Genomic DNA, 6,264 nt, shown 5'->3' with positions numbered 1-6,264 from the left:
GCGTGGTTAAGCAACTAAGTTAACAAATAAAAACCGAATAGAAAATCCGCGAGGATTTTCGTAAGTAGGCTAGAACCAAGCAATAAATTATATACGGTGTTACCCACTGGTTTTTTATTTTAAAAATTCCGTTTCTCCATTCAATTCGTCAATTTTCCATTTAATTGGCTGTTCAAGTTTATGGTCAGCAACTTGATACAATTCAATTTCATTTATTTTTGAGAATGTCATATTTACTTTAAATCTCGCATTCGGGAAATAGTGATGATTTGCAACAAATGTCGCCTTGTCTTTTACTAAATTCCTTAATTCAGTTGATGACATTTCCATTTCAAATTGTCTTGTGTCTGAAGGCTGTGGTTTAAAAACTGCTTTGTATTCCGTTTTTTTAATGTCATAAAATTCAGAAAACACATTTTTATCATAGGTCTTATTAGCATAGCTTAAAATTCCAACTATTGGAATTAGTAAAGCAATTCCTTTAATTCCAAGTCCAAACTTTTTTTGATTTTCCAAACCATAATTAATTCCGAAAAATGTAATTAGAATGCAAGCAATTGTCGGCAATCCGAAAATTCCCCACAAAGCGAGGTTTTCAGGTTCAAAGGTCAAAAACCAACCTAAAGTTTCTGAAATTTGCAAAAGCCAAAGAATTGCAATTAAAATCAGAGAGTATGTTCCGATTTTTTTAATTGTCAGAAATAAAATTAGTCCGATGATAGTCAAAATCCATAAGGGCAGATAAAGCATTTCGGATGGATTAATTGACCAAGCCATTGCAGTCATTGAAAGTGAAAATCCAACTACAATTAGAGCTAATGTTGATAATATGATTACGGTTTTTTTCAAACTTGTGGGTAACGTGTTTGTGTATGGTTAGTTGCGTGGTTAGGCAACTAAGTTAGTAAACATTTACGAACCCGTGAAAATTCCGCAGGAATTTTCGCAAGTAGGGAAGAACCTAGCAATTAATTATACACGGTGTTAGGCAACGTATTTTATTCGTAATATTCAATTGTCCGATTTACAATTCTTAACGGTTTTTCGTTTTTAAATTCAACTTTTTCAATCCAGTTATTTTTTAAATCGTATTTAAAATCATAACTCCAAACATCGTTTGTTTTTCCATCAGTTGTTTTGACCGTTTTTTCAATTAAATCGCCATTTTTATTGTATAGATTTCTTTCAATAAGTGCGAATTCATCATCTCCAATCACTGTAATTGATTCCTTTAGTTCTCCGTTTTTGTGATATTTATTTTTTGTTTCGTCAAAGGTCGAATCGTTTTCTATATTAAATTTCTCAACGTTTAGTTTATTGTTCTTATCGTAAAAGTATTTGTTTTCTATTCTGATTGTATCCCAAGTTCTATACTCGATAACTTTTTCTGTTTCTTTCAGATTTTGATTATTAAAACTTCTCTCTATTAATTTTACAGGAACGTTGCCAAATTTAAATTCACTCTCGGAAATCACATTTTTATTTTTGTCATATTTTACGCTGTAAGTTAAGTGAATTGTATCATTTTGAATAACTTCTCTTTTAATTGGTCGATTGTTTTCGTCTCTCTCAATTTTATGAATCCTCTTAAATTCATCGTTTGATATTATAACTTTAGTAACACTGTCTTTTGAATTGTAATTAAACTCGTAATTTAAAAAAGAACCTTTTCCATAATTGTCAATTTCTTTTCTTTTGACTAGAAGGTCATTTTTATCGTAAATGTAGATTTCCTCATTAATTACTTTACCATTGTAAAGAAACTCTTTTATTGAAGTCAGATTTCCAAGCTTATTAAATTCGAGAAGAGAATTTCTGTCAAAAGCGAGTGAATTTATTTTCTCTCCAATTCTAAAAGTGTCTTTTTCAACAATCAGATTGAAAAGTTCAGATTTCACAGACTTTATTTTTCCATTAAAATCATAGTTCGATAGGTCACTTTTTAAGTCTGAATTGACTGTTGATTTAGAGCAATTAAACAACAAAAGGCAAAATGTAAATGATATTCCGAATGTTTTTTTCATATGTTGCCTAACGTGTTTGTGTATGGTTAGTTGCGTGGTTGAGCAACTAAGTTAACAAACTTTTACGAACCCGTGAAAATTCCGCAGGAATTTTCGCAAGTAAGCTCAACAAAGCAATTAATTATACACGGTGTTGGCAAATCGTTTTTTATAAATCGTAAATTTTTTTAAATTCCATTTTATTTTCCCAACAATCTTGGAATTCAGATTCACAGTTTAATTCAAATCCGAATTCAGTTAATTTTCCTGAGTATTTTAAAACACTTTTAGAAATTCCGACTGCGATTTCTTTTTTCGGTTTTTCATCTGCTTCGTAAACTTTATTTCTGGTTGTTTTAAATAATTCTCTTTGTCCAATTTCAAACGCAATTTTGTTTTCAGTCAGCTTAAAATTCAAGAGTGGATTTCCGTAGTGAAATATTCCGTGTCCACTTCCGTCTTCAGTTCCAAAATAGAATCCAACTAATTCGTTGTCAACTATGTCAATAAAAATGGAATGATTTTCTTCTTTATTTTCGGTTTGATATTCGTAAACTCCAATAATTTCATTATCTAGTAATTGAGTTTCCGAACGCTCCTCTTCGATCTCTTTCCATACTTGTTGGGAATTCCACGCTGCAAATGGTATTGCTATAAATTTCGGAAAAGCATAAGCTAAAAAGAAATATACTATTAAAAGTATTCCGATGATTTTAAATATGCGTTTCATAAATGTTTGCCAACGTGTTTGTGTATGGTTAGTTGCGTGGTTTAGCAACTAAATTAACAAACTTTTACGAACCCGTGAAAATTCCGCAGGAATTTTCACAAGTAGGCAAGAACCTAGCAATTAATTATACACGGTGTTACAAACAGTTTTTATTTTATTATATATCCAACACTAAAATTCATATAGGTATTTCTAGTTTCAATTTCGTCATTAAATTCACGTTCAATTTCGAGTAATGTACTAAATCCTTGATAAAATGTTAGTTCAATTCTAAAATCTTGAATTGGATAGCCAATTCCAAAATTTCCACCAATATCAACACTAGTTTTTAAATCGCCTAAATTCAGACTTTCAGCTTTTTCTGATATCAAAAATCCAATTTGAGGTCCAACGATTAAATATGGTTTACTGAAAAATTTAAAGTTTAAAGGAATTGACAGATAATCTAATTTGTAATCAATTGTGCTTATGTCAAGTCCACGTTCTTCTACGTTTCCAAAATCTTTTTCACGGTCTCCAATTTGGTTGTAGATTATTTTTGGATAAAACTTGATTTTTTCGCTAATATCAAGTTCGGCAAATGCTCCTATACTTAAACCTGTCGACGAGAAATTAAAGTAAGAACCATTTACGGTTTTAAATCCGTCAGTAAATCGAGAGGTGTTTAATCCCAATGTAGCCCCAAATTTAGTTTGTGAATAACTGAAGGTCGCAAAAAGCAAGAATATAATAATTACTGTAATTTTATTTCTCATATTTAAAAATTTCTTGTTCATTTTGAGGAACTGCTGTTCCATTCATTTCTGTTACTACTATTTCCAAACTATTTTCGGTTAGTAGTAAAATTTCATTAACGAATGTACCTTCTTGGTCAACGGTTATCGTCACTTCATTACCATCTCTAGTCCAATTGAATGGAACAGTAAAAAATTCACAAGGTGTTTGAGTTATTTCTTCAGGTGCTTTTTCAGTTCCTGAATTATTTGAGTTATAAATGATATTCTGTTCGGTTTGGCAGTCAATAGCTATATTATCATTTCCTTGGTTTTCAACGGATATTAAATTCCAAACGCCAATTAAGTCGTCTTGATTCGTATCGTTCGAGTCATCGTCAGAGGAACAAGAGAATAGAAGAATTGCAATTAAGATTCCAGAAAATAAATTCAGTGTTTTCATTTCGTAAAGTTTGGTTTAAATTGTTTGTAACGGTTTAGTATATGGTTTGTTGCGTGATTAAGTCACTAAGTTAGCAAATAAAAACCGAATAGAAAGTCCGCGAGGACTTTCGTAAGCAGGCTAGAACTTAGCAATAAATTATATACATTGTTGTGGCTAGTTTTTATTTTTACACTTTTCCACTAAACTATCTGTTATTCTTTCTAATTTTCTAGAACTCTTAAAATCATTCCATTTTTCCAAACTATCTTTTGAGCTTATTAAAAACTCTCTGTATGAGTAATTAATTCCGCCATTTGGATTTGGGTTATATTTTGTTCCACCACCACTTAACCAAATTCCTTCAATACCTTCATCAGGTCTATTTTCTGAACCGTCAAAGTACATATAATTCGCACGAGTTGGTATTTCTGTCTTTTTTCCGTTTTTGTCAATTTTGAAATATCGATTATTTATATATCCGCTTTTTAAATTTCCTTTATAGAGTAAAATTCCGCTTTCTGGAATTCGCAATTGTTCTCGGTTATCAATAATTTCAATTTCTTCTCCACAAGACATTTCAGATATTACAATTGCTTTTCCTTTAAAGTTTTCAGGGAATATTAAGTCAAGTTTTTGAGCTGTTGCTGTTCCAATTGTTCCCATTAAATAGAAAAACAAATTCATAAATGGATACCAAAGAAATATTGGTGTTAAAATCCAAATTAATTTTGATTTAATAGATTTTTGAGAAAGCAATAATATTATAATTCCTATGACAAAAAGAGGAACTCCAAAAATCAGCCAATAAGGATTTAATGAAATTAGAAAGGACAAAATAATAATTACAATTCCAATTTTTCCTTTCATATTCTGGGTTTCGTTAAATTAGCCACAACGGTCTAGTGTATGATTTCGTTGCGTGGTTTAAGCACTAAAGTTAGCAAATAAATCACAGATAGAAAGTCCGCGAGGACTTTCGTAAGTAGGCGAGTACTAGCAATGAATTATACACATTGTTGGCAACCGTTTTTTATTCAAATCAATAATTTCAAATCAAATATTATGTCAAAAATAAAATCCTTTTTTAAATCCGATGAATTTTATTTAATCGAATATTTATTAAGTAAAATAGCTCAATTTTTAGTTTATTCTTTTTTTATAGTAGGAACATTAGCATTAATAAAATACTTGGTTAATTGCCAATAAGATATTCAACTATAAAACCAATTAAAAAAGTTATGACCGCAATTAGCCATCTAAATCGAATATCCCAGTTTCCAAGTCTTAAATTATCCCTAGTTAGGCTACTGATTTGGGTTTCCAAACTTCGCATTGACTTTTTATGTTCAGCAGCTTCTTTCTGTAATTTTAGATTTTCTAATTCAAGAGCTTCTTTTTCTTGTATTTTTAATTCAAGTTCGGTTTCTTGTTTTTCTTGGTCAGATATATACTTTATCCAACCTCCAGAATTAAACACATCAAGTCCAAATTTCTTAACAGAACACCTATATCCATTTACTCTAATTAATCCTTTTTGCTCCATTAAAGATGCAAATAATTCCGAATTATATTTTGAATGTAATTTTCTCCCTTTTTCATTTTCGAAATTGGTTATTTCAAATTCATACGGATTATCAGACTCGCATAGTATTTTCAAATTCCTTTCTATGTCTAAATCGTCTTTATGTTCGGTCATAAGTTTGAGTGAGTTCAAATGGTTGCCAACGGTCTTGTGTATGATTAGTTGCGTGGTTAAGCAACTAATTTAGCAAACTTTTACGAACCAGTGAAAATTCCGCAGGAATTTTCACAAGTAGGCTAGAACCAAGCAATTAATTATACACGGTGTTGGCAAACGTATTTTATTTATTCAGCGTTTTTATATTCTTCGCAATTTTTCATTTCCTGAATCAAGTCGGCTTTGTCATAATTTATTTCATATTTTTCTGGTACAATTCCGTTTATCATTTCAATTGCAGGACTTAATTCGGGATGATAATAATTTGATAAATGAACAGTTTTAGACAAGGAATCTTTTTTGATAATAAATGACTTTATATCGCCATCATCAATACAGTCGTTCCTATAATCTGTTTTTAAGCTATCAATATTAATTTCAGATATTTTTTTAAGTTGCCTTTTCGGTAAATCCGACGTAGAGTAGAGAACACTATCCTTTTCATTTTCTAATTCGCCACGGAAAGTGATGGTCAATTTTTCATTCGTAAGATTATAAAGGACAGAGTATGCAAGAGAATAATTATAATCAGCAACTGATAATTCGAATGGTTCAATCGGTTTGTCATTACAAGAAATTGTAAGAACCAAAACTATTAATATTATAAATCCGACTGCGTTTCTCATATGTTTGCC

Annotated in this window: 8 protein-coding genes; all 8 read right to left on the bottom strand. The window is 30.5% G+C overall.

What is annotated here, in order from left to right:
* Positions 1-114 precede the first annotated feature (114 nt).
* The 8 genes from ITJ86_RS12410 to ITJ86_RS12375 all read right to left on the bottom strand — a co-directional run bounded on the left by ITJ86_RS12410 (position 115) and on the right by ITJ86_RS12375 (position 6,255).
* Positions 115-849, bottom strand: coding sequence for a hypothetical protein (locus tag ITJ86_RS12410; RefSeq protein WP_230080295.1), 735 nt, complete (start codon positions 847-849; stop codon positions 115-117).
* Between the two features lie 149 nt (positions 850-998).
* The gene (locus ITJ86_RS12405) at positions 999-2,024 is read right to left on the bottom strand and encodes a hypothetical protein (protein WP_195871961.1); all 1,026 of its coding nucleotides are present in this window, start codon (positions 2,022-2,024) and stop codon (positions 999-1,001) included.
* 148 nt (positions 2,025-2,172) lie between these two features.
* Positions 2,173-2,733, bottom strand: a complete 561-nt coding sequence (locus ITJ86_RS12400; RefSeq protein ID WP_195871960.1) for a hypothetical protein — start codon at positions 2,731-2,733, stop codon at positions 2,173-2,175.
* A gap of 149 nt (positions 2,734-2,882) precedes the next feature.
* Positions 2,883-3,488 carry an outer membrane beta-barrel protein gene (locus ITJ86_RS12395; protein WP_195871959.1) on the bottom strand — a complete coding sequence of 202 codons (606 nt, stop codon included), beginning with the start codon at positions 3,486-3,488 and terminating at the stop codon, positions 2,883-2,885.
* Positions 3,478-3,909 (bottom strand): lipocalin-like domain-containing protein, encoded by a 432-nt coding sequence (locus ITJ86_RS12390; protein ID WP_195871958.1) that lies wholly within the window; start codon positions 3,907-3,909, stop codon positions 3,478-3,480. Before ITJ86_RS12390 ends, ITJ86_RS12395 begins: the two co-directional genes overlap by 11 nt.
* Before the next feature lie 156 nt (positions 3,910-4,065).
* On the bottom strand, positions 4,066-4,758 hold the full coding sequence (locus ITJ86_RS12385) for a DUF6843 domain-containing protein (RefSeq protein ID WP_195871957.1): 693 nt from the start codon (positions 4,756-4,758) through the stop codon (positions 4,066-4,068).
* Positions 4,759-5,083: 325 nt separating this feature from the next.
* A complete protein-coding gene (locus ITJ86_RS12380) occupies positions 5,084-5,587 on the bottom strand; it encodes a hypothetical protein (protein ID WP_195871956.1) in 504 nt (167 codons plus the stop codon).
* 170 nt (positions 5,588-5,757) lie between these two features.
* Positions 5,758-6,255 (bottom strand): hypothetical protein, encoded by a 498-nt coding sequence (locus ITJ86_RS12375; protein WP_195871955.1) that lies wholly within the window; start codon positions 6,253-6,255, stop codon positions 5,758-5,760.
* Positions 6,256-6,264: the final 9 nt, after the last annotated feature.

The sequence above is a fragment of the Winogradskyella marina genome, from assembly GCF_015645385.1.
Taxonomy (GTDB): Bacteria; Bacteroidota; Bacteroidia; order Flavobacteriales; family Flavobacteriaceae; genus Winogradskyella; species Winogradskyella marina.
This window is presented reverse-complemented; position numbering and strand designations above follow the sequence as displayed.